The sequence below is a fragment of the Streptomyces sp. S3(2020) genome (genome assembly GCF_013044505.1).
GTDB lineage: Bacteria > Actinomycetota > Actinomycetes > Streptomycetales > Streptomycetaceae > Streptomyces.
The window spans coordinates 27,107-29,173 of sequence record NZ_JABERD010000008.1; the positions used below are offsets into that span (position 1 = coordinate 27,107).

General features: G+C 69.8%; 2 protein-coding genes. One reads left to right on the plus strand and one right to left on the minus strand.

Annotated features, from left to right (window positions below; all coding sequences use genetic code 11):
- Positions 1-33: 33 nt before the first annotated feature.
- Positions 34-924 carry a thioesterase gene (locus tag HLK59_RS04690; RefSeq protein WP_171139926.1) on the plus strand — a complete coding sequence of 297 codons (891 nt, stop codon included), beginning with the start codon at positions 34-36 and terminating at the stop codon, positions 922-924.
- A 60-nt stretch (positions 925-984) separates the two neighbouring features.
- Here the strand turns inward: HLK59_RS04690 and HLK59_RS04695 are convergent, their stop codons facing one another.
- Complete coding sequence (locus tag HLK59_RS04695) at positions 985-2,064, minus strand: MupA/Atu3671 family FMN-dependent luciferase-like monooxygenase (RefSeq protein WP_171139927.1); 1,080 nt, start codon at positions 2,062-2,064, stop codon at positions 985-987.
- Between the last annotated feature and the right edge of the window lie 3 nt (positions 2,065-2,067).

Here is a 2,067-nt window from a genome sequence, read left to right on the forward strand (position 1 = left end):
TTCGTGAATCTCGGTCGGATCCCGACACTAGCCATGCCGTCGCATCCGATCAATACCGCGGAATATTCTTTACGCAATTCCTCCACCCCTTGTGTAGCGGCGCCCGCGGCCCGAGACATTCCCGGACGCTTGCGGGCACCCACCAGAACTGCTCTATCATTTCGCCGCATGACTTCCCTTCGGCTGGATCCCGACCGTTGGTTCCTGCGCGCCGGGCGCAGAAGCAATCCCCGGCTGACCGTCCTCGCCGTTCCCTGGGCCGGCAGCGGCACCGCCGCCTACCACGGCCTGGCGGACCTGCTGCCCGCCGACGTCGACCTGTGGATGCTGCGCCTCCCGGGCCGCGAGGTGCGCCGGCAGGAACCCCTCGTCACGACGATGAGCGAGCTCGCCGGACCCGCGGCCGCCGCCTGCGCCCAGGCTCTGACCGGGGATTTCGTTCTCTTCGGGCACAGTTCGGGTGCGCTGACGGCGTTCGAGGTGGCCCGTCGGCTGCGCCGCGAGCACGGCCGGCTGCCCACCCTGCTCGCCGTCAGCGCACAGCCCGCACCCCACCTCCCGCCGCGCTACGCACCCATCCACGACCTGCCCGTGGAGCGCTTCCTGAACGCGCTGGACGAGCGCTGCCACAGCGTTCCGGCGGCACTGCGCGACGATGCGGAAATGCAGGAGGTCTACGTTCCCGCGATGCGTGCCGACGTCACCGTCGAGGAAACCTACGAATACCTTCCGGAAACTCCACTGGAATGCCCGGTCTCGGCCTTCGGCGGGGAATCCGACACGGAATGCAGAATTACCGATCTGGAGGCGTGGCAGGTCCACACGTCGGGGAAATTCACCCTCAACGTGCTACCGGGCGATCATTTCTTCTTCCAGACCTCCCGTGAATCGGTGGTGAAACTCCTGGTGGAACAGGCCCGCTGATTCCGGATCCGCTGCCCCCGCCTTTCACGGGCGGGGGCAGCATCGTTCCCGGAGGACGGATCACTGGTCGTAGTAGCCGCCCAGCCCACGCGCCGGGGACGTCGGCCCGGCGGGCCCGGGGACGCGCCCGCACGCGCGGCGCAGGGCGTCCAGGCGGGGCAGGCCGGCCAGCACCTCGGCGAACGGCAGCCCGAAGTCGACCAGGCAGGCGACCTCGTCCACACCGATGCTCGCAAGCCGTTCGACCACCTCGGCACACTTGCCCGGGGTGCCGAGCAGGGAGCGCCGGTCGTAGAAGTCCCGGGCCACCAGCGTGGCCAGCTGCTCCTGCTCCGCTTCGGACATGGCCGCGGAGCTGTCGTCGCTCCGTTTCTGGTTGAGGAAGGTGGACAGGTAGCGGCGTACGGGATCCCTCACGACGTCCCACACCTGGTCCTCGTCGTCGCCGAGGTAGGTGTGCATGCCCACGGTGACCGTGCCGGCCGCCGGGTCGAGTCCGGCGGCGGCCCGCTCCTTGCGGTAGGCGGCGATGTTGTCCGCAAGCCGCTCCCAGCTGTCCAGCAGGGTCAGCACACCGAGGTCGCGGCGCCCTGCCTCCAGCCAGGTGGCGGGGTTGGACGTGTGCACCAGCCACAGGGGCAGCTCCGGCTGGTGCGGCCGGGGGAAGGTGCGCACGGACAGCGTGCCGTCCTCGGGCCCGGGGAAGCTGACCTCCTCCCCCCGCCACAGCGCACGCAGTGTGTCGACGGTGGCCAGGGTGTACTCGCGCCGGTCGGCGAAGTGTTCGGGCTGGAACACGAAGTCCCCGCTGTGCCAGCCGGTCGCCAGGCACAGCCCCACCCGGCCGGCCGAGAGCTGGTCGACCAGCGACCACTCCTCGACGATCCGCACCGGATGGTGATGCGGCACGACCACGCTGCCGGCCCGCAGCTCGACGCGCTCGGTGACGGCGGCGATGGCCGAGGCCAGCACCGACGGGTTGGGGAAGCTGCCGCCGAACTCCTGGAAGTGGCGCTCGGGCACCCAGATCGCCCGGAAGCCTCGGGTATCGATGAAGCGGGCCACGTCGAGGATGAACCGGTAGCGGTCACGCGGGGACCGGCGGTCGTCCGCGGCGAAGAAGTAGACGCTGAACTCCATCGG

What these genes read in the sequence shown, in the direction of transcription:
- HLK59_RS04695 (WP_171139927.1), bottom strand. Translation starts at nt 2,064, where the DNA reads ATGGAGTTCAGCGTCTACTTCTTCGCCGCGGACGACCGCCGGTCCCCG.
- HLK59_RS04690 (WP_171139926.1), top strand. Translation starts at nt 34, where the DNA reads ATGCCGTCGCATCCGATCAATACCGCGGAATATTCTTTACGCAATTCC.